The organism is Photobacterium minamisatsumaniensis (assembly GCF_050336695.1).
GTDB classification, from domain to species: Bacteria; Pseudomonadota; Gammaproteobacteria; order Enterobacterales; family Vibrionaceae; genus Photobacterium; species Photobacterium minamisatsumaniensis.
This window is the reverse complement of the sequence record NZ_JAKJSI010000025.1, coordinates 101,453-122,976: the sequence shown is the minus strand read 5'-3', so window position 1 is coordinate 122,976 and position 21,524 is coordinate 101,453. Positions and strand designations below refer to the sequence as shown.

Below are 21,524 nucleotides of genomic sequence, written 5' to 3'. Positions count from 1 at the left end.
TATCCAGACAGAAGTGCATGAATCATAAGATATTTACTTAGTATAAGAATTTTTTTCAAGCTCGATTTATTTTGCATATATCAATTTTTTGTCTACGTTTACTTAAGGTGGGTAAACTGTAAAAGTGACTAACTAACAATGAATAAGAAAATGCTTAAGTATTATTTAATTAGTGTTGGTTTTATCACTCACCTTATTGCTATCAGCTTATTGCTCATTTTTTTATTTTCACCTCTTACGGTTAACCATGTAAAGGAATTTATCCCTAGTGTTAGTAGTAAAATTACGGTTGAAATATTTAAGAACGAAAATAATGAAGCAATTAGTATGGGCAAAAATTTTGATATGAGAAATTGGCCTACGGTTGGTCCTAAAGCTTCTTTCACCTTAAATAGAAATGAAGCTGTTTCTATTGTTAAAGATACAAAGTCTCTAATAAATGCATTAAAAAATGCCATTCCAGGTCAAACTATTTATATAAAAGATGGTATTTATATTCTTCATGGTAAAAGATTTATGATGGGCAAGAAGAATCAACAAAAATCCAGCCCGATCATGATTACAGCCTTAAATCCAGGGAAAGTCGTTATAGAACTAGATTCATTAGAAGGTTTTTATATCGACAAACCCAATTGGAACATATCAGGTATTATATTTAAAGGTATTTGTAATATTGCAACTAACTGTGATCATGCTATACATGTAGTAGGTGATGCCGATAATACAACAATTATGCATAACACTTTCATTAATTTTAATGCAGCCCTAAAGATTAATAAGTTGAAAGAAGCATATCCGGACAATGGTAACATTTCTAATAACCATTTTTATTTAACAGAACCTCATAAAACTAGTCGTTCGGTAACACATATAAATATTGACCACGGTAATGATTGGGCAATATCTAGGAATATAATACGTGACTTCATTAAGACAGGTGGAAATAAAGTTAGTTATGGTGCTTTTATAAAAGGCGGCGCTAATAATGGTTTAATTGAAAATAATCTTGTTATATGTAATTCAAACAAAAATATCTATAATGGTTCCCAAGTTGGCCTCTCTTTAGGTGGCGGGGGGATGAAAAAAGCGCACCGCAGAGCTTTTAATGAATTCGAAGTAAAAGGTGGAATTTTAAGAAACAATATAATACTTCACTGTAATGATGTAGCTGTATATGTTAACAATGCAACAAAAACAGTAATCCATAATAATCTATTATTTAATACTAAAGGGATAGATGTAAGATTCAGAAATAGTGATGCTATATTATTTAATAATATTAGTAACTCAGTCTTCCGTACTCGCGATGATGGTAAATTGGTCGAATTTAATAATATAATTATGAACTACAAAAAATTCACTGAAACATATATTGATTCTAATAATGGAAACTTCACTTTTAAGAGTACTCCACCAAAATATAAAAACGTCAGTGAAACATATAAAGTCGACAATAACACTATTATTAATGACTTTTGTAATAACTCTATCTTAAGTAACAACAACCATATTGGACCATATATTGAAGATTTCAACTGTTTCTATTAATCTTATGCATTGCAAGGGATTTACTACTTATCTACTAGCGTTAACATGGAGGTCTATATGATAGTATCGTCACCAACAATAACAGAAAAAAACAATAAATGTATAATCTCTTGTAATATAGAAACTAAACACTCGACGTCTGAACTATGGTTTTCAGTTCCAGTACATTATAAAGACGCCATCCAAGAAAACAGATTAGATGCTTTTCTTGTCGCACTTTTACCGTTAGCTATGTTTATAGGTGAAGAGTTGAATTTAGATGGCGAAGTATCTGAAAAGCTTCTGTATAGCATTGATTCTTATTATATTCGACTATTGAATACCATTGACTCTAGATTCTCGCCAATAGCTATAAAAGCGGCCAGCATAACAAATAAACAAATAAACGCGAGTTCTAATGGGGGTGCAACAGGGTTTTCTGGTGGCGTTGATTCATTCTGTGTAATTGCAAACCATGTTAATAATTCAATGTCTCCCTCTTATAATATTTCAAAGTTATTATTTAATAATGTTGGGGCTCTACCACCCCACCTGTTTAATGAAAAATTTGAGCAGCTTAATCCTGTTAGCGAACAGCTTGGTATTGAACTGATACCCATAGACTCTAATATGGATGACTTGTTGGCTGACATTCCATTTGTGCTCTCACATAACACAAGAAATATTGCATGTGCACTCATCCTACAGTCTGTTTATAGTAAATATTATTACGCTTCTGGTTATTCATACTCAGATACAAAGGTCAATAATACAAAAGACATTGCAACAATAGATCCTTTATCAATGCATCTATTTTCAACCGAAAACATTGATGTCATTTCATCTGGCGCTCAATATTCTCGTGTAGAAAAAACAAAGATCATCTCTAATTATAAACCATCGGAGAAACTTCTTAACGTCTGTATCTCGGCAAATAGAATTGATAACTGCTCACAATGCTGGAAATGTGGACGTACTTTACTTACTCTTGAATTATTAGGTTCTATAGAACAATACAGTAATGTCTTTGACTTAAATAAATGGKAATCTAATCGAAAATGGTATATTGCTGAATATTTATTAAATTATAAAAAACGACATGATCCACTTAGTAAGGAAGTAAGAGATTTTGCTATTGCCTCAAACTATAAGTTTACATTAAGTGATAAATTACTAACTGTTTTTGTAACTTATTTCCCAAATAATATTGTAAATATTATACGGAATTTTTTCACACACTAATTTTGTTTTTTATATTTCTAAGTGAGTTCAACATTACCGTCCATAAACTGCTTCTTTGTAGATCAACTTTTACCAATTCAACAGCTTCATTAGAAAAACTCTTTTTATATCTTGACTCACCACCAAGAAAATCATAACCATTTAAGCCATCAATCCATAATTTACATATTATTAAATAGTGTATTGTTAATCCAGGCTTACAATGCCGGTGTGGTAAATCATAATTTAATGCACTTAAGTAGAAATAAGCCTCGTTATTATATATATATAGGTATACATATCCGGCAAGGTGCGTTCCAGCTTCCAATTTTAATATTTTTATATGCTCGCAGTTTTGATCAGAATTAATCATAGATTTGTGGAATCTAATAAAATCCTTATTATTAAAACCACTATCTTCAGACCATTTTTTTTGATGATATTTTGCCATATCATCAAACCACTCTTGTGCCTGAGCGTTACCATTAGCTTCAGATAACCTCAGTTCCCCATATGCATTATATTTTTTTATACTTCGTTTAATTTGCCGTTTAAAATTACTTGATAACGTGTCATCGACATTAATGTTTTTTTCTTTGATTTTTAAAAAATTTATCTTATAGCTATTTGCCGCCCATACATTTCTACTGTGTATTTTTTTTGAAGTAAGATAATCTATACTTCTAAGTTCAGATACACCAACAACTATTTTATCGAAAACATTTATCATACTATGTAATTTATTTGCAATTATTAACTTAACATTTTCATTATGGCGATTATCAATTACGAAATTGTTATGCTCGATCCAAACTTGATCAAGATTATCGTCACCTGTATGATTTAAATAATATGTATTTCTAAAAAAACTTTTACTTTCGATTATTATCCCACATCCAACAACCTCATCACCATAATATACGATCAGTGATTTATGTTTATGTACATGTTGTTTTAACCAATTTCCTATCCAATTCCATGAGATGAAAAAGTTTGCTACTGATTTTTTTTCTAAATCTAGCCAAATATTCTCTAGGTGCTCATAACTTAAATTGTCATAAAGAATACATTTATATTGATGGGAATCCCTCATATTAGTTCCTGTATCGTCCTTTATTTTAACTATAGTAAAAATAGTCTTTTTGTTTTTGCATTGCGATAAAAATATCCTAACCTTAAGTTAAGTTGTTATGACAGGGAATTTTATGAAAAATATCTCATCAATTATTAAAGCATTATCCCCGGCTTTGTTGCTATTTTTAGCTGCTTGTAATGAGCGGTCATATGAAGAATATGTTGATGAATCTAAACGCTATCTTTCAGAGGGAAGTGATCGTTCAGCTATCATTGAACTGAAAAATGCGATTCAGCTAGAACCGAAACAAGCTGAGCCGCGTTTACTTTTGGGGACAATCTACCTAGAAAACGGTAACTTTTCTTCTGCCGAGAAAGAATTTAATCGAGCTATGCGTAATGGGGCTTCAAAAGATGACGCTGAGCCATTACTCGCGAGAGCATTATTAGGTCAAAATGATTTACAAGCAATCACGCAATTAGTCGATAAATCACGTACCAATTCACCTGAAGTAATGACAGAGTTACTTGCCATAAAGTCTTTACTGTTATTGCAGAATGGCAAACAAGAAGAAGCCGAGTACACATTAGAACTTGCTAATGAATCGGGGGTTGAAAGCCTGTATTCAGCTTTAAGTCAGGCGAGTATTAACGCAGAAAATAAAAATATTGAATCAGCACTCGACATTATTGATGACCTAATTGATCTTCATGCTGATAATAGTGATGTATGGCTACTCCAAGGCCATTTATACACGTCCAACGCCCAGCATCTTGAAGCAGTAAAGAGTTATAAAAAGGCTGTCGAGCTTTCACCAGATGCCGTTCACTACACGCTATTTCTTTCCCAAGCGCTTGTCCGTGTTGAAAACTATACTGAAGCTGACAAGTATGTAAGTTACCTTTTAAAAGTTTCGAACTCCCATGTTCTTGCTAATGAATTAAAAGCAACAATCCTCTATAGCCAAAAAGAATTTGACGGTGCTAAAAAGCATGCGGAACTTGCTATTACAAACGGTTCTCAAAACCTCAGTGTTTACCTTATAGCAGGTGTTACCGCTTACGCTAATGACCAGATTGCAACCGCAAATAAATATTTTGAAAAAGTATCCCCTTTTGTCCCGAACGATCATTTCGTAAAACGTCTATATGTTTCCACTCAATTTAAGCTCGGTGAAGTCGACGGGGCTCTAAAAACACTCGAAGAGTTTGACCTATCATCCGATTTAAACTCCGACTTTCTCTCTGCGATGAGTGTTGAATTCGCAAAAATTGGTCGGAGTAATGATGCATTGTATCTTGCAAAAAAATCCACTTCATTACCATCGTCTGATAATAACCTACGATTAGGTCTCGTTAAATTAGCTAATAACGATACGAGTGGCGTTGAAAACCTTCAACAAATGCTCGACATTGATCCAGCCCTTCCAGAAGCAAACCTCGGTTTGGCCTATTATTATCTAAAGCAAAGTGACTTCATCAATGCCGAAAGGGTCATCGATGAATGGCTTAGTGCGGAACCTAGTGATGTTAATGCAATTTTGATAAAAGGATTAATAAATTTAAACAAGAAAGATTTTGATTTGGCAAATGAGCTCTTTAGTAATGTCCTTGAGATTGACCCAGGTAACATTTCTGCATCTATAGCCTTAACGCAAATTGATGCCATTAAAGGCGATAAGGATAAAGCATACAGCGCCACGTTCAAACTTGCTGACAATACTCCAGATAATTTTGTTATCGCCAAGCATTTTTTTAAGTATGCAGCAGAATCTGATAAGTTAGATCAAGCACTTTCTCTATACAGTTCAAAGACTGAACAACAACCTGATAATGTAAAGCTAAAGCTTATTTTAGCTCGGGCTCAAGGGGCCAAGAATGATATAGACAGTGCAATTTCAACACTTAATAGTTTAACACCAAGCCAACAAACACCAGAGAGTTGGAGTTTACTTGCCCTATTTTATCAGTCTCAAAAATCCTATCGTAAAGCGCTAATTGCTTCAGAAAAATGGCTAGAAGTTGATCGATTAAATCCTCAAGCCTATATGAAAAACATACAGCTTTACGAAATCACAAGTAATTACAATAAAGGAATAAAGACCGCAGAAAAAGCGGAGTCTCTATTTAGTGATCAACCCGGATTTAGCTTAATGAAAGCTGGTTTGATGATTAAGGATAATCGGTTGTCTAGTAGCCAAAAGATTCTTGACTCGCAGTCTGCTGAAATAAAGGAAACCCCGTATTACCTGCGTTTACAAGCGATGATATACACTGCGAATGAACAATATGACAAAGCCGCGATTGCTCAAGAAAAGCGTTATAAGCTTCAGCAAAGTTTATTGACCGCGAAAGACCTTTCTAGGGCTTATATTCTAAATAAACAGCACGATAAAGCAGCTGCTTTTCTTGAAAGTGTGATTGAACAATATGGCGATTCAGCTCACCCTCTTACACTTATGCTCGCTCAAGTGCAGTTAGAGAGGAAGCCAAATGAAGCAATTCGTCAGTATAAAGAAATTATAAAACGCGAACCAAATAACGTTATTGCACTTAATAATATTGCCTGGCTTTACATTGATAAAAATGATTACTCCCAAGCCTGCCAATCGGCTGAAAAGGCATACAACCTCGCGGGGGAGTTACCCGAAGTACAAGATACTTATGGATTTTGTTTACTCAAGTCTGGGCAACATAAGCAATCTTTAGAACCTTTAAAAATGGCGTATGAGCAACGTAAAGATAATAGTGAAATCAGTTTGCATTACGTCGAAAGCTTAATTCAAAATGATAAGCGAAATGAGGCGCGTTCGATTCTAAAACGCTTATCGCCTTCTGAACCACACTTGATTGAGCTAAAAAAGCAATTGGAAAAACATAGTCGGCTCTAATTAGTTTCCCCCCCCTTACAATGACTAGTATGAAGGGGGGCTTTGTAAGCAGAAAGGATATCTTGTGCTGTGGATTAATTTAGTTTTTTCTCTTACATTGATTACTTGTTGCTCTTCTGTTTTTGCAAACTTACCCGAAACAATAAGTAAAATGAAGCCATCTGTCGTTGGGGTTGGCGTCTATAGTAAACTCGCCGCTCCGAGAGCAAAATTGCAAGGTACTGGCTTTGTTGTAAGTAGCCACCTTATTGCAACAAACGCACACGTTGTTGACCCCAAATACCTTCAAGGAGATGATAATTTCGTTGTTTTTGTTGGTCGCGGCAAAAAAACTGATGTTAGATCTGCTCAGGTTATCTCACGAGATCAAGTACACGACCTCGCATTATTAAAAGTCTCAGGTCCACCATTAAAACCGGTTGTACTATCAACTAGACTGGTTAAAGAGGGTGAACTTTATAGTTTTACAGGCTTTCCAATTGGAACCATTCTTGGTCTATACCCTGCAACTCACCAAGGTATTATTTCAAGTATTACCCCTATTGCTATACCAGCCCGAAATGCGAAGGAACTTTCGCCTAAGCAGCTAAAGCGATTAAAGCAACCCTATTATGTCTATCAATTTGATGCTACTGCCTACCCAGGTAACAGCGGTAGCCCTGTTTACCATCCAAATACAGGTGAAGTTATTGCCGTGATCAATAAGGTGTTTGTCAAATCAACTCGTGAATCTGCACTTACTTCACCTAGTGCCATTACTTATGCTATCCCTATTAATCACCTTCAAGCTCTTTTAGCTAAGCAGCAATAGGCAACGTTCACATGATCCTTCGTAAGTATGCGCATACAGCTATCATTGTATTCATTATCTACATCTGTTTGATTACTTACCTTTCATTAATGCCAGGTGCTGATGAGGGGGGAATCACCGACTTAGAGCAATATGGTATTCTCTTTCTCGATAAAATATTGCACTTAGGTGCTTATTGCTGCTTCATCCTTCTCGCACATTTTATTTTTGTATTCCACTCGCATTTATTCTTATTTTGCGCAGCAATTAGCTTTTATGGCATTGCAATTGAAGTCATTCAGTCACTTGCTGTGCAGGGCCGTGAAGGCTCATGCCTCGACGCATTATCAAATATCTTAGGCGTTACCCTCGGTTACACTATTGTGCTTTTTTATAGGAGATTATCTATAGTATCAATACAATAGCGTCCACTTTAGATTGCCATATTATGTGCTACATCCACTATCAGAATATTTGTTGGATTATAACTAATTAAAATAAAGTGCCTTCATATAATGGTACATAAATTGCTTATCTAAAGAAGTCATTATGATTTTATTATCAAGGATACTTATGAAGAACATATTAACCGCCGTATCTTTGGCTTGCGCGGCATTTAGTGCAAATGCAAGCCTATGGATATTTGATGACTTTACCGTTAATCATGGCTCTGGTATGGACTTAGCAAAGAATGGAGTCGGTTCTGAGTCAGGTTCAACAGCAATAATGACCCCAGGCATCATAGGTGGGCAACGAGATGCCGAATTAACAGTAACGCAAGCTGGTAGTGCTAATCCCGATTCAACACTACAAGCGGGTGATCCAGATTTTCCTTTTTTATCTTGGACTAATGGTTCTGGGGCCTTTTCAATCGCTGAAGTCATCTATGATGGTGATTCAACCAAACCAAAAAATGCAACGTCGTTTTACTCAACGCCACCTAAAATGAATGTCTTTAGTGAAGGTCTCAATTCTTTAGATGTATTAAACCCTGCAGGTCTTTACACGGCATTTTACTTTGATGTTGTGACAAGTGATGCCGCGGGTACGTTTGATTACTACTTACAAGTATTCGATATGCAAGGTGGTGTTGATCAAATAACGGGGGCAAACCCTGGTGGGGTGCTTAGTCGAATGGCCATTGATTTTAGTTTATTTAACCCAGCTAATGTCGACCTTAGTGATATTGGGGCAATAGCATTTGGGTTTAAGAGCACTGAAGAAGGGACTGACATTTCCATCAATTCTTGGGGCGTTATCCCAGAACCTTCAATTTTAGCAATTTTCGGAACAACTCTATTTGGTTTTGGAGTTGTGACTACTCTACGTAACCGCAAACAAAGAGTAAGCCAATCCAAATGGGCTGGCTTACTTACGCCCGTTTAGCCTTCTTCGATTAATTTCATAAGTAGGTGTCCATCATACATTGCTTGTTTTACCAGTGCCGCTCCAGGCATCGTCGCCTGTGTATAGAATGAACTTTCACCGATGACTAAATCGCGATTATATACAGGTAATGACTGTGTTCGAATACAATCCATAATTGCGGGATAAAGCACGGCTTTCGCACGGTTGAACTCGCCGCCAATCAAGATTTTTTCTGGGTTAAATAAGTTAACCATGATTGCTATCGCTTGACCAAGATTATGGCCAAGTTCAATAATGATCTGTCTTGCTAATGTGTCACCATCTACAGCTGCGTCACAAATTTTTTCAATGCTTAATACTTTACCATGAAGTGTTGATGGGTGGCCTTCTCTTAGACGTTGCTCGACTTGCTCTATTACGGCTTTCAAACTTGCCACCGTTTCCAAGCAACCGTGATTACCACAAAAGCACTTCTTACCATACGGCTTAATTTGAATATGCCCGAGTTCACCAATATTACCAATACGACCTTGTAGTACGACATTATCGAGAACAATGCCAGCTCCAACGCCGTGATAAATCGAAATCAGAATCGAGTTAGCAACATCACGTGAATTACCAAAAAGCTTTTCGGCTAGCGCCCATGAGCGTGTGTCATTACCAATAAAAACGGGTAAGCCTGTTGCCTGATGGATCGCTGGACCTAGTTCTAAATTATGGACTTCATAATGCGGCATCTGCAGCACCATGCCTTTATCGGCATTCACCAGTCCAGGTAAAGAAACTGCAATTGCGGTTATTCTATCGAGTTCGCCAACATGGTTGGCAAAAAACGTCTCGATCTCTTTTAATAGTTGCTGCAAAACTTCGTCTTGTTGCAGCACATCGATATCTTTCCGTTCTTCAACAAGAATATCGCCACCAAGTTCATGCAGTGCGATCGTCAAATAACCTCGTCCTAAACGAAGTGATAAGAACTGCCAACCTTCGTTCGCAGGCACCAATCCAATCGCAGGTCGGCCACGCGTTGCTGCTTCTTGGATATTGGTTTCTTTTATTAAATGAGCTTCTATCAACTCACGAGTAATTTTCGTGATACTTGCAGGAGCCAACTGACTACGCTTTGATAGCTCGATACGTGATATCGGCCCGTACCGATCGATAAGCTTGTAGACGCTGCCGGCATTATTTCTTTTGATATGATCTATGTGACCAGGCTGGGCGACATACATGCCTGTACTCCAAAGGTTAAGTGCTAAAAATTAGTATCCCTTTAATTTTTTTACTTTGCGAAGTAATTGTGAAGCTGATTATTCAAAGTACGTGACATTGGTCACGATGAAAGATGTAATCACCGTCATTTTTGTGCTTTACACCTAATGAAAGTATCGTATTTTCGAGGTTTTTTTGCTGACAAAATTTATTGGATTGCCACTGATATAACAACATGGCATATGCTTTTTGCACATGTGTTTTGCTAACTGTCGCGATTTATTCAAGACAGCCATGGACTGAACTGTCATAATAACCGGCTGCATAAAAAGTAATTCAACTCACCATGAGGTTAGCGGTGTACAAAATTAACGAAGTCTTTGAAACGATTCAAGGCGAAGGCGTTTTTACTGGTGTCCCTGCAATTTTTGTTCGTCTCCAAATTTGCCCTGTAGGGTGTGCTTGGTGTGATACAAAACAAACTTGGACCGCCGAGCCGCAAGATCATGTTTCAATTAATGAAGTAATGGCTAAGAAAGGTGACTCACCGCTTTGGACAAAACTGGACGCTAGCGGCGTCGTAGATTTGTTGAAAACCCAACAATATACAGCGAAACACGTTGTAATTACGGGTGGAGAACCTTGTATTTATGATCTACTCCCACTGACTCATGCACTAGAGAATGCAGGCTATCAATGCCAAATCGAAACAAGTGGAACCTCTGAGGTACTGGCAACGGATAAGACGTGGGTAACTGTATCACCGAAAATCAACATGAAAGCCAAGTTACCGGTATTAGCATCAGCTCTTGAGCGTGCTGATGAGATCAAGCACCCTGTCGGTACACAAAACGATATTGATCAGCTTGATGAGTTGATGTCTGGAAAGGCTCTCAAATCAGACGTTACCATAGCCCTACAACCGATCAGCCAAAAACCAAGAGCAACTGAGCTTTGCATCGAAACATGTATTCAACGTAATTGGCGCCTTTCGATCCAAACGCATAAATACCTTGCTATTGCCTAACACGCACTTCAAATAAAAACACTGTAAGTGAGAGTCTTAATAATTAGACTCTCGCTTAATATTCAAGACATGTCTTCTATCTTAACTTCTGATCTCTTTCCCATTCCTATAATTGTTCCTGAAACATATAAAAACTAAAAGCACAGCCATAACTTTTATTGGGGAAAAACTATGCGCAGTTATCTGGGATATTGCCTATTGGTTGTTTGCAGCCTATTTCTAACCGCCTGTGGTGGGGGCAGTGACAGCCCTGAACCAGTTGCAGGTACACCAGCACCAATCTTGACCAATTTTACTGTTTCAGTCGACCTTCCGGCACAATTGACAACGGCGAATATCCCATCATTCAGCTTTGTTGGAAAAGCCCATGCTGATGCATTAACTACCCTTTCTGAAACTAACTTTGCCGCCGTTTGGCTCGACGATAAAGGGAAGGTTTTTGAGCGAATTGACATCACCAATTGGGAATCCAGACAAGACGGTACGTATACCTTTACTGCAGGCACGAGGATCCGCATAAATGCAGTGCTTTTGATTGATCCTCAAGGGCAGCCTGATTTTACCCTTGGAGAGGCATTACCACAGGGGCTTTATATGGTCCCTCTCGCGAATGAACGGTTAGCCTTAACATTAGAATCATCACTGACCTATTATGCCCTTGCCGAACGGGTAATTTCAGATGAGAGCTGGGGAGTCTTTACAGAGGCATTTACTTCAGGCTCCTCGAGCAAAACGCTCTTATCCTATTTAGATTTGCAAGTTGTTTCTGAAGATATCAGGGACACGCTTTTCCCTAAAATTGGTATGGAAAGCCTTACTTTAAAAGATTTAATGTCACTATCCATCGTACAATCAATGACTAAAGGTCGCATAGAACGATTCTTTACCGAACAAGCTGCGCTCGAAGCTGATATTCAAGCTATTTTAACCGACGGCTTTTGGAAGGTTGCTGCATTTAGCGATAACAATGGCAGCGGATTAATGACCGATGTAACAAAATACGATGGAGACGAAACAAGCATCGCAGAATTTCGCTGGAATAAGTCTGGTAATGACGATATCAACCTAACAGAATTTTTCACCTATCTCAGTGGCTCTACAAGCTTTGGTACTGAAGATATTCAAGGCCAAATACTTACCAGTGATGGTTGGATCGGCCTATTCAACTACTTAAAAGTCATTAGCGCCACTCAAACGAGTGCCTTACTCACTGATGCGGCACTAACCAAAGATGATGATTCTGGTGTTATTTTGAGCGCCAGCGTATATCCACTACAAGATAAAAAGATGCATGACTTCTTATCGAGTAAAGAAAATCATTTCATAACACGCTATATCCAGTCGGACCAAACCTTTACGGAAGGTGCGTCAGGGTTTTATTTCACCTGGCGGCCACAAAATGAAACCTATTTACTTTGTGATAATACAAATAGTCAAGATACATGCAAAATAGCACCTTGGCAGAGCCCTGAAACTGCCTATACAGCTTTAGATGACGTTATTACTCAACTACAAAACGTCGGGCCAGATATAGAAGATGTGAATGGCTTCAAACTTAGTGATAATGTTATTGTCGAATTCATTGATGATGGTTTTTTCACCATTCGTTACTGGACAAACATTGCTGCAGACAAGTGGACCATTCAAGAATTGGGGGTATGGGCTAGCACCGCTTTTGCTTCTAAATCACTAATTCGCTTTGAAGTGCCTGACATAATTAAGCAACTTGCTTCCGACTACCCATTTAACAGCGTGAATCTATTCCTTGTTGAAGATCGTGGCTTCGTCAATATAGGTGAAACCTTATTGGGTAATACAGAACTCCACTATTCAGGCTTTGACAACGACGCTTTAGCACAAATTTTAGATGCGTCTAGTCGTGACAACCTCCCAGCTTTCGATCTTTGCGCATTTGGCAATACTTCACTAGCCAACGAAGATTTATTCTTAAATGCCGTCACAGAGTGCGGAGGGGATGAACGTTTTACGACAACAAGTGTTGACGGTTTGATTGATAAAACCTTGGTTCATATTTCAGAACAAGGGGAAATTAGCGCTCGACGCTTACTTGCCGACAATAGTTGGGAGTACTTCGTCGATACATTATTACAGCCATCGTCAACGCGCAGTTGGTCGTTAACCGATACTGGCTATCTGCAATTTTTTGAAAACAACAATTCACCTGAAGATTTTACCTATTGGGCGATGACGGCTTACGACTATACGCAGCAACTGCTCGCGATAAAAACATACGAAGCTACGCCACCTGACGCTATTATCGACACACTCATGCGAAAAGAATATGCGGCGGGTGATCTTACAAGCTGTAGCACACTTGATTCAGGGTGGAATGCCGCAACGACTGCCCCAGTAACCAAACGCAACTTAACTGATTACCAAGAGCAGGTTAACCAATGCAAAGTCATCTGGTTTGAACGCAACCCTGTTTTCACAGAAAAACTCCTTATCGGCCAGACCGGTGAGCTTTCTGATGATAAAGCGTTAACATTTTCAAGTGATAGTTCGCGCTTCCTACAATTAAGCGACAATTTTTCTGGCGACTTCTTCCTCGGTAAGTATGTCGATACTGATGGTTGTGGTTTTAATATCGATATACGTTGGAAGTTAGAGGCAGATGGTACGTTGTATTATGAAGCTATTGATGGCTCACTCAACGAACGCATACAGCTAACTGACACAGATGGCTTACAACTCTCAATAAAAGCCTTTAATCACCAAACCCGTTGGCAAACAGATGACAGCTTATTATTTGCAGCGACTGAAGGCGAGATTTGGAGCGACATCGTCACACTAATACCAGCCAGCAGTGTACCGAATGTCACCCCAATTGAAGAGCCTGCGCCAGATCCGAATGCGCCACCACCCGACCCAAATGCTCCGCCACCTGCCGGAACGATACTCAATGATGGTCAAGCATGCGCATTCCCAGCACCATAAACGATTCATATCCCTGATATAGCCCGTATAACGGGCTCCCCCTCCTGAAGAGCGAGTTTTCTAAGCCCTATATACAAGCTTAGAGATTCTCGCTAAATCGGCACCTTGAAGTGGCTTGGGTATAAATGTTGATATTCATACCCAAGCCCAACTCAACGTGGTAAACGCATAAATTTTTGCCTAGTTGCGACATTCTGACTAATCAGCACAAAAGTTAACCACTTCAAGTGTCCAATCGTGAAATTACTGCACCTATTTAGCCTTTCAATGAATATCAAAGCTTGATGCTTGACGTAAGACAGGTAATATTAGTCCTTTGGACTGTATCTTAAAGCGCACTATCAAAGTGCCTTAACGGAGAATAATTTAAACATGACTTACGCGCCTGTAACAGACGTACTTGGCGGCAAGCTAGCGGTAGACAGTGAAGTCACTGTTCGCGGCTGGATCCGTTCACGTCGTGATTCCAAAGCTGGAATCTCTTTTCTTGCCATTTATGACGGCTCTTGTTTCGACCCGATTCAGGCCGTGGTCCCTAATAATCTTAATAATTACGACAATGAAGTATTAAAGCTAACAACTGGCTGCTCTGTTGAAGTAACTGGTAAGATTGTAGAGTCTCCTGCTAAAGGTCAAGATTTCGAACTTGCAGCAACTGAAGTTAAAGTTGTTGGTTGGGTTGAAGATGCTGATACTTACCCAATGGCGAAAACTCGCCACTCAATCGAATACCTTCGTGAAGTTGCTCACCTACGCCCACGTACAAACGTGATTGGCGCGGTAGCACGTGTTCGTAACTGCTTGTCTCAAGCAATTCACCGTTTCTACCACGAACAAGGTTACTTCTGGATGTCTGCACCACTGATCACTGCATCTGATGCAGAAGGTGCTGGTGAAATGTTCCGCGTATCGACTCTAGATATGGTGAACACACCAATGACTGATGCTGGTGAAGTCGATTTCGATAAAGACTTCTTCGGTAAAGAAACATTCCTAACGGTTTCTGGCCAACTTAATGCTGAAGCTTATGCTTGTGCACTAAGCAAAGTTTACACGTTCGGTCCTACTTTCCGTGCTGAGAACTCAAATACTAGCCGTCACCTTGCTGAATTCTGGATGGTTGAACCTGAAGTCGCTTTCGCCGATCTTGATGATGCAGCGAAACTGGCTGAAGACATGCTGAAATACGTATTCAAAGCAGTACTTGAAGAGCGTCGTGACGATCTTGAGTTCTTTGCTCAGCGCATCAACAAAGAAGCAATCTCACGCCTAGAAAACTTCGTTGATTCTGACTTCGCACAGGTTGACTACACTGACGCAATTCAGATTCTAAAAGACTCTGGTCGTAAGTTCGAATTCGATGTTGAGTGGGGCATTGATATGTCTTCTGAACACGAGCGTTACCTTGCAGAAGAACACTTCAAAGCACCTGTTGTTGTTAAAAACTACCCGAAAGACATCAAAGCGTTCTACATGCGTCAAAATGACGATGGTAAGACAGTCGCAGCGATGGATGTTCTTGCACCAGGTATTGGTGAGATCATCGGTGGTGCTCAACGTGAAGAGCGTATCGATATTCTAGAAAAGCGTATGGTTGAAATGAACATCGACCCTGAGCACATGAGCTGGTACCTTGACCTTCGTCGCTACGGTACTGTGCCACATGCTGGCTTCGGTCTTGGTTTCGAGCGTCTAGTAACGTACGTAACTGGTATGGCGAACATCCGTGATGTGATCCCATTCCCACGTGCACCTCGCTCTGCAAACTTCTAAGACAGAAGCTAGTAGCGAACATATAGGCTGCTTTAACTCAACTTATTGAGCCAAATATTAGCCTCAGAGGGTATTTGAACTCAAATAACCTTCCCCATAAGACGAGCCATTTGGCTCGTCTTATTCATTTATGGCAGTCTAATCTCTCACTTTAGTCATACTAAACACCTCATTCGCCCGATAATCGATTTAACACAGATGCGCTATAACTAGGTATAGTAACTGTAACGAGATTGCTCGAAGGACAAATCGCACGGAGGCTATATGATAAAACGGCTGCTTGATAGGCTCATTTTTTCTGGGTTGCTAATCGCATGCTTACAAATACCAATGCTGGCCGATCACTACCTGCAGTACCTGTCTGGTTTTTACGATGCGACAACTCAACAGGTGAATGCCTATAAAGACAATGCGCGCCTTCATGGCTTCGATAGCCCCGAAAGTATGATTAGCGTCTTATTAAAAGAAAAGAGTTCTATCGTACGAGTCGATGCCGAGCAAAAACAACTCGTATTGCAACAACATAAAATGTTGGAACAGGCCATAACAACGCTCTCAACAGGCCATATCGTAGAAAAGGCCTTTTTTATGTTTAATCCAATCCGAACCGACGAACTTCAACGGGTATTGATACACTTCAAGCTGGGTATTCCACTTGGTATTGAAAATATTGTCATTTGCATTGTCCTTGCTCTAGGGCTGAACGCTAGCCTCTACTTACCATTCATATTGTTCCGTCGAAAGAAAAAAGCACCTATCACACTTACCTCAGGTACATAACTCGAACGTTATACCAACAAATGTGGTGGCATTAATAGCAAACAGGTCAGCGTCAATAGACTTGCTTACTTCGTTAGAATAAGCTTAAGCCTATCCGCTTACATGTATTAAGCAGCAACACAAAACCAGATGAGCTTATTATGATCAGAGATATAACTTTTACGTCTGCAAACCAGTGGGCAAAGCCCTTCGTTTCAGAAGTTGCTGAAATTATTAATCTACTAAAAGAGTATGATTATGATTCAGCTACCCTTGCCCGTTTAACTGGCATGCAAGAGAAAAAGCTGTCTGCTTGGATGTCGCGCTATAAGCGTGAGCCTGAGAATGTTTCGGATATCCCTTACCCTTGCTGGTGCTTCCTTGCTGCACTTGCTGGCCGACCTAACATTCAAAATGATGGTAACCCGATTGAGGTCGATGCAAAGAAAGTAATGCGTGCATTTAAGCCAACAGCCTTTAAAAACAATAGCGCGTTTGAAATGCCAAGTGAGAAAGAATTTAAACGTATTATCGGTGACAACACGTTTACTGGAATCACTGTAGAAAACCTTTGCGATACATTTCAATGGAAACCAGCCCAACTATCAGAAAGCCTTGAAAAAGGCACACTGCCTTTCTTAAATTGGTGTTTGATCTTAATGTTATGCGGTTTTAACATCCAAAGAATGCTGCTAAATACGCACGAAGGTGAAATTACATTAGGTTAAATACCCATGTAATATGTAGTCGATAATTTGCTCTCGTAATCTGGTCATGGTGTGTCGAAATATGCATGATGACCTCATTCTTAAAAGGGTAAAGTGCAGATTTCGCTAATTAAAAGGCGAAAAAAATCCCCAGCAAATGCTGAGGATTTATATAAGAAGAGGTAGGGCTTAGCCGCCTTTTACTTTTGAGTAGACTGCAACATCAACCTAACTAACTAGTTGATATTACTCTGCACTCTCTTCTGGCTCTTGAGGGCGTAGCTTGTGCTGCACACCTAACAAGAAATTACGTAAAATCTGGTCTTTGCACTCACGGTAGTGCTTATTATCGGGCTTTCTGAAAAAAGCACTCAACTCATGCTTACTCATATTGAAGTCTTCGCTCTGCATCACATCAAGAATATCTTCTGCTTTGAAGTTCAACGCGATACGAAGCTTCATGAAAATCATGTTGTTGGTTAGGCGAGACTCTGGCTCTGGTTGAGCACCCTCTTTTTTGCCGCGCTTTTCATTAATCAAGCCATTCAAAAAGATAGCAAGTTCGCGATCCGTACATTTTACAAATGCTGAATCATCTTCTTTTTTCAGCCAATTACTAACCTGCTCACGCGTCACTTCGTGTTCTGCCGCAGCAAAAATATTGATCATTGCTGAATCATTAAAATCGAAGGTGTAGCGAATACGTCGCAAGATGTCGTTATTGAGCACAATATATCCTAAAAATAGTGCAGCATCGTCAATATGACTTACTGCGAGGTTCTTATGTATTTTATCAGATATATCTGCGATTAGTTTACAAACGGTGATTTAATCGCACATTCCAAGCTGGTATAGTGCCGCCTTAGATCACGCAAAGAAGCAGACGACATGAATAACCAACCAAAAAACCCGTTACACGGCATTACCCTTCAAACTCTACTCGGTGAGCTTGTTGACCATTATGGTTGGGAAGAGCTTGGTGAAATCACGAAGATCCGTTGTTTCCTTAGCGACCCAAGCATTAAATCAAGCCTAAAGTTTTTGCGTAAAACAGAGTGGGCAAGAGAAAAAGTTGAACAACTTTATGTGAATACTTTTTTCATCTAACACACCCACCTGTTCTGAGGTAGTTTAGGCTAAGCCATTAACGCGAGTAAATGCTGGCTAGCCTTTGCTGGTGAAGCCGCATGGCAAATGGCTGATACAAGTGCAATGCCTGCAGTGCCCGTATCAGCGACCGCTTTAATGTTACCCTCATTAATACCACCAATGGCCACAAGTGGTAACGAGCTTGATTCCACCGCTTTAACTAAACCATCGATTCCCCATGCATACACGGTGTCTTTTTTTGTCGGCGTGGGGAAAATCGTACTCAGCCCTAAGTAATCAACCGGGAGTGACTGGGCATGTCGCAATTGCTTTTCATTTTCGACTGACAAACCAAGAATTTTATCCTCACCAATCAGGCGGCGTGCAATCGCTGCCGGCATATCAGATTGCCCAAGGTGAACCCCGTCAGCATCAACGGCTAAAGCGACATCAACACGATCATTAATAATTAATGGTACTGCGGTATCTAACAAAAGCGCTTTGACCACCATGGCACGCTGAATAAATTCACGAACGTCACCATGCTTTTCGCGCAGCTGAACCATTGTAACGCCACCAGCTACAGCTTCTTTAATGACGAACTTCAGTTGCTCAATGTCTTGGTACTCATCAGTAACAAGATAAAGTTGGTAATTGTGCATAACGCATATCCTTAATTAACAACACGTACACGCAAACGCTGCTGCAACGTTGCTTCATCTAGCTGATACAGCACATCAAGCAAATTCACCTGTAAGCTACCAGGTCCAGCAGATAGCTCTGCTGCCATTTCTCCCGCCACACCTAATACCGCTGTTGCAGCAAGCCCTGCATGCTCACATACGGCGGAGAATGCCCCTGTTAGCGCAGTATGCGTACAGCCCATTCCCGTGACAAACGGCATCATCTCGTGACCATTGTCTAACGCTATAGTTGCGTCTTTTGAAACCACGTAATCTGTCGCGCCAGAAATAACGACAGTGCACTGGTGAGTCATTGCTAAATGGCGAGCAGCATTCACCGCAGCATCGCTACTGTCTAAGGCATCAACACCTTTTGATTGTGCTTGTTCACCCGCAAGGGCAATAACTTCAGACGCATTGGCACGGATGATTAACGTGTCAGCTAAAGAGGCAATTTCACGCGATGCATTTGTTCTTAATTGACTCGCACCACAGCCAACCGGATCTAAAACTACTGGTTTGTTATTGGTGTTTGCCTGCTCCACGGCATGCAGCATACGTGGTAACCAAACACTATCTAGTGTGCCGATATTGATAACTAAAGCCCCCGCGAAGCCCATCATTTCAGCCATCTCATCACGACTGTGTGCCATGATTGGTGACGCTCCTAGCGCCAATAGTGCATTCGCCGTGTTATTCATGACTACGTAGTTTGTTACATTAACAACTAATGGTTTTTGAGAGCGCAGTGTACTTAAAGCATCGGTAATCACTTGAGCATGGAAACCTGTATTCTTATTCAACGTTTTTGTCCTTTCAATCATGGCCGTTTTGTCGATTATACAGGAAGGTAAAATGAATGTAGGTTTAACAAAGTCGCGATGGGGTACGAACCAATTTAAAGCTTATTAATGGCATCGATATCTTCTTGGGGTAATACAATCGCTTCTGGTACGATCACCTCTCCACTGCTATCTGTTTGAATGTCCTCGTCTGGCGACCAATCATAACCATTATTTGGCGTTGAGCAGCCATACAGCCCCCCAAAATAAAGACATGCTATTACGAACATTATTGGCTTCATTTCTTCACCTTCTCGCCATTAAATAAGCACTTAATAAAGTTTAGACGCAATACAAAACTGAAGATGTCTACTTTTTGTTCGGTTTGATATTTTAATCACAGATTTACTCAACCAATTTGATATTAAATAGCTCATCAGACCACTGTGGTATACAAGCTATGAGCAGAGAAATTCAACATCATCATGAACGGCATGTTTTATACATCAAAATAAACCGCCCTGACGCAAAGAATGCCCTAAACCAAGCCATGTATGAAAAACTTGCTATTGCAATAGAGCAAGGCGATAAAGCCAAAGAAGTACGTGCGATTGTGCTCGCAGGCTTACCCGGCATCTTTTGTAGCGGAAACGATATCAAAGATTTCATTGCGATGGCTGAGGGTTTAGCTGACTTCGCGGGAGAGCGATTTATGAAATCACTCATCAATTGCGACACACCACTTATTGCCGCTGTAGATGGACCCGCAATTGGCATAGGGACTACCATGCTGCAATTTTTCGATTTTATCTATTGTTCGCATAACGCCCGTTTTCAAACACCTTTCGTGTCCCTTGGTCTATGCCCAGAAATGGCTTCGAGTGTTCAACTGTCAAAAATCATTGGCCAGCGAAAGGCAAAAGCAATGCTAATGCTTGGTGAGCCAATGGACGCAACAGAAGCGGTTCGCCTTGGTTTTGTTAATGAGATCAGTCCAGACCCTGAACAAGCCGCAACAGCATGTGCAAATACAATCAGTCAACTTCCCCCCAACGCGATGCGAATAACAAAAGCCATGCTCTCAACGCCAGATAGAGAAACACTACTGAAACTCGTAAAGCAAGAGAATGAGCAATTAACACGCCAAATAAAGCAACCTGAAGCAATGAAAGCTTTTCGTCTCTTTTTAGAAAAAAGTGCCATTTGCTCATAATAATATAACTCGATATCAACGGGGGTTACCCTTAAACAGTAATCTTTAGTGAAATGTTCGGCTTATAGATGGAACGAAAGGCCTGTATCTCAATGCAGGTCTTTTGCCTATTTAACTAACATCAAGATTAAATAACCGTGTAACAAGCTTTGTTTTGACCTATTTCATAAACTAACAGGGTGAAGCCAAGGTTTCTGTATGCTTGCCTCGCAATACCTTGTCTAATTTATGCTATTTACCCGCTTTCTTTTCCATCTAATGCAGAGCTAAACCCTACCTGCATATTATGAGAATAATTTCACACGACATGACGAATATTGAAACTAATTTCATAAAATGACGTCATTCCTGTCCATATAGCTCATAAAATACGGTATTTATCACATAATAACGGCTAACCTGTAAATTTATACCGTCATTTTGATACGTCTGTAATTGATTATTCTTTAA

19 protein-coding genes are annotated in these 21,524 nt (G+C 39.7%); 13 read left to right on the top strand and 6 right to left on the bottom strand.

Annotated features, from left to right (window positions below; genetic code table 11):
- Positions 1-138: 138 nt before the first annotated feature.
- Together L4D78_RS14360 and L4D78_RS14355 are read left to right on the top strand one after the other, a co-directional pair.
- Positions 139-1,548, top strand: a complete 1,410-nt coding sequence (locus L4D78_RS14360) for a polysaccharide lyase domain-containing protein (RefSeq protein ID WP_428467556.1) — start codon at positions 139-141, stop codon at positions 1,546-1,548.
- A 57-nt stretch (positions 1,549-1,605) separates the two neighbouring features.
- Positions 1,606-2,769, top strand: coding sequence for a hypothetical protein (locus L4D78_RS14355; protein WP_428467555.1), 1,164 nt, complete (start codon positions 1,606-1,608; stop codon positions 2,767-2,769).
- Here L4D78_RS14355 and L4D78_RS14350 read toward each other — a convergent pair.
- Complete coding sequence (locus L4D78_RS14350) at positions 2,759-3,841, bottom strand: GNAT family N-acetyltransferase (protein ID WP_428467554.1); 1,083 nt, start codon at positions 3,839-3,841, stop codon at positions 2,759-2,761. The genes L4D78_RS14355 and L4D78_RS14350 overlap by 11 nt on opposite strands.
- Before the next feature lie 112 nt (positions 3,842-3,953).
- Here L4D78_RS14350 and prsT point away from each other — a divergent pair, with 112 nt between their 5' ends.
- The 4 genes from prsT to L4D78_RS14330 all read left to right on the top strand — a co-directional run bounded on the left by prsT (position 3,954) and on the right by L4D78_RS14330 (position 8,889).
- A complete protein-coding gene (gene prsT / locus L4D78_RS14345) occupies positions 3,954-6,713 on the top strand; it encodes an XrtA/PEP-CTERM system TPR-repeat protein PrsT (RefSeq protein WP_428467553.1) in 2,760 nt (919 codons plus the stop codon).
- A 151-nt stretch (positions 6,714-6,864) separates the two neighbouring features.
- On the top strand, positions 6,865-7,524 hold the full coding sequence (locus tag L4D78_RS14340; protein ID WP_428467552.1) for a S1 family peptidase: 660 nt from the start codon (positions 6,865-6,867) through the stop codon (positions 7,522-7,524).
- An 11-nt stretch (positions 7,525-7,535) separates the two neighbouring features.
- Positions 7,536-7,928 carry a VanZ family protein gene (locus tag L4D78_RS14335; protein ID WP_428467551.1) on the top strand — a complete coding sequence of 131 codons (393 nt, stop codon included), beginning with the start codon at positions 7,536-7,538 and terminating at the stop codon, positions 7,926-7,928.
- A 148-nt stretch (positions 7,929-8,076) separates the two neighbouring features.
- Positions 8,077-8,889, top strand: coding sequence for a hypothetical protein (locus L4D78_RS14330; RefSeq protein ID WP_428467550.1), 813 nt, complete (start codon positions 8,077-8,079; stop codon positions 8,887-8,889).
- Here L4D78_RS14330 and mlc read toward each other — a convergent pair.
- Complete coding sequence (gene mlc, locus L4D78_RS14325) at positions 8,886-10,103, bottom strand: sugar metabolism global transcriptional regulator Mlc (protein ID WP_428467549.1); 1,218 nt, start codon at positions 10,101-10,103, stop codon at positions 8,886-8,888. The genes L4D78_RS14330 and mlc overlap by 4 nt on opposite strands.
- Positions 10,104-10,441: 338 nt before the next feature.
- Here mlc and queE point away from each other — a divergent pair, with 338 nt between their 5' ends.
- The 5 genes from queE (at position 10,442) to L4D78_RS14300 (ending at position 17,328) form a co-directional block, all read left to right on the top strand.
- Positions 10,442-11,110 carry a 7-carboxy-7-deazaguanine synthase QueE gene (gene queE / locus L4D78_RS14320; protein ID WP_428467548.1) on the top strand — a complete coding sequence of 223 codons (669 nt, stop codon included), beginning with the start codon at positions 10,442-10,444 and terminating at the stop codon, positions 11,108-11,110.
- Between the two features lie 171 nt (positions 11,111-11,281).
- Entirely contained in the window at positions 11,282-14,068 is a 2,787-nt protein-coding gene (locus tag L4D78_RS14315) for a hydrogenase expression protein HypA (RefSeq protein ID WP_428467547.1), read from the top strand.
- 372 nt (positions 14,069-14,440) lie between these two features.
- On the top strand, positions 14,441-15,841 hold the full coding sequence (gene asnS, locus L4D78_RS14310) for an asparagine--tRNA ligase (RefSeq protein WP_428467546.1): 1,401 nt from the start codon (positions 14,441-14,443) through the stop codon (positions 15,839-15,841).
- Between the two features lie 264 nt (positions 15,842-16,105).
- A complete protein-coding gene (locus L4D78_RS14305) occupies positions 16,106-16,621 on the top strand; it encodes a DUF2937 family protein (protein ID WP_428467545.1) in 516 nt (171 codons plus the stop codon).
- A gap of 140 nt (positions 16,622-16,761) precedes the next feature.
- Positions 16,762-17,328 (top strand): hypothetical protein, encoded by a 567-nt coding sequence (locus L4D78_RS14300; RefSeq protein ID WP_428467544.1) that lies wholly within the window; start codon positions 16,762-16,764, stop codon positions 17,326-17,328.
- Between the two features lie 225 nt (positions 17,329-17,553).
- Here the strand turns inward: L4D78_RS14300 and L4D78_RS14295 are convergent, their stop codons facing one another.
- Positions 17,554-18,036, bottom strand: a complete 483-nt coding sequence (locus tag L4D78_RS14295; RefSeq protein ID WP_428467543.1) for a YehS family protein — start codon at positions 18,034-18,036, stop codon at positions 17,554-17,556.
- Positions 18,037-18,195: 159 nt separating this feature from the next.
- Between L4D78_RS14295 and L4D78_RS14290 the strand changes: the two genes are divergently transcribed.
- Positions 18,196-18,414 carry a VF530 family protein gene (locus L4D78_RS14290; RefSeq protein WP_428467542.1) on the top strand — a complete coding sequence of 73 codons (219 nt, stop codon included), beginning with the start codon at positions 18,196-18,198 and terminating at the stop codon, positions 18,412-18,414.
- 29 nt (positions 18,415-18,443) lie between these two features.
- Here the strand turns inward: L4D78_RS14290 and thiE are convergent, their stop codons facing one another.
- The 3 genes from thiE to L4D78_RS14275 all read right to left on the bottom strand — a co-directional run bounded on the left by thiE (position 18,444) and on the right by L4D78_RS14275 (position 20,163).
- Entirely contained in the window at positions 18,444-19,058 is a 615-nt protein-coding gene (gene thiE / locus L4D78_RS14285) for a thiamine phosphate synthase (protein WP_428467541.1), read from the bottom strand.
- Positions 19,059-19,069: 11 nt separating this feature from the next.
- Positions 19,070-19,903, bottom strand: coding sequence for a hydroxyethylthiazole kinase (gene thiM / locus L4D78_RS14280; protein WP_428467540.1), 834 nt, complete (start codon positions 19,901-19,903; stop codon positions 19,070-19,072).
- Between the two features lie 74 nt (positions 19,904-19,977).
- A complete protein-coding gene (locus L4D78_RS14275; RefSeq protein WP_428467539.1) occupies positions 19,978-20,163 on the bottom strand; it encodes a hypothetical protein in 186 nt (61 codons plus the stop codon).
- A 158-nt stretch (positions 20,164-20,321) separates the two neighbouring features.
- On the opposite strand from L4D78_RS14275, the gene L4D78_RS14270 reads away from it, so the two are divergent.
- Positions 20,322-21,074 (top strand): enoyl-CoA hydratase/isomerase family protein, encoded by a 753-nt coding sequence (locus tag L4D78_RS14270; RefSeq protein WP_428467538.1) that lies wholly within the window; start codon positions 20,322-20,324, stop codon positions 21,072-21,074.
- The last annotated feature ends 450 nt before the right edge of the window (positions 21,075-21,524 follow it).